The organism is Pantoea sp. GbtcB22 (assembly GCF_019091025.1).
GTDB classification, from domain to species: domain Bacteria; phylum Pseudomonadota; class Gammaproteobacteria; order Enterobacterales; family Enterobacteriaceae; genus Pantoea; species Pantoea leporis.
The window spans coordinates 1-287 of record NZ_JAGXKB010000100.1; the positions used below are offsets into that span (position 1 = coordinate 1).

The 287-nt window shown below is 56.4% G+C and carries 1 protein-coding gene; it reads left to right on the forward strand.

Features of this window, described 5'->3' with window-relative positions:
• Window positions 1-287, forward strand: a 287-nt coding sequence (locus tag KVT28_RS24915) for an ABC transporter permease subunit (RefSeq protein WP_217550818.1), incomplete at both ends; no start/stop codon positions are given.

Consider the following 287-nt stretch of genomic DNA (forward strand, 5'->3'; position numbering starts at 1 on the left):
ATGCAGGCCTCAAAGTTGCTCGGTTTTTCGGCGTTCTACCGTTTCCGGCGACACCTGTGGCCAGCGTTAGCGCCGGTATTGACCACGTTGACTCTGTTCTCGTTCAGCAGCGCCATCATGGCGGTCTCTGCGCTTGGCTTTATCAGCGTCGGCGTACGTGCGCCGACGCCAGAACTGGGTTTGATGATGACCGAACTGCTGCCGTTTGCCTGGGAAGCACCCTGGCTGCTAATGCAGCCGGTAATCGCGCTGTTTCTGCTGTTGATCAGCCTGAATCTGTTAATGAA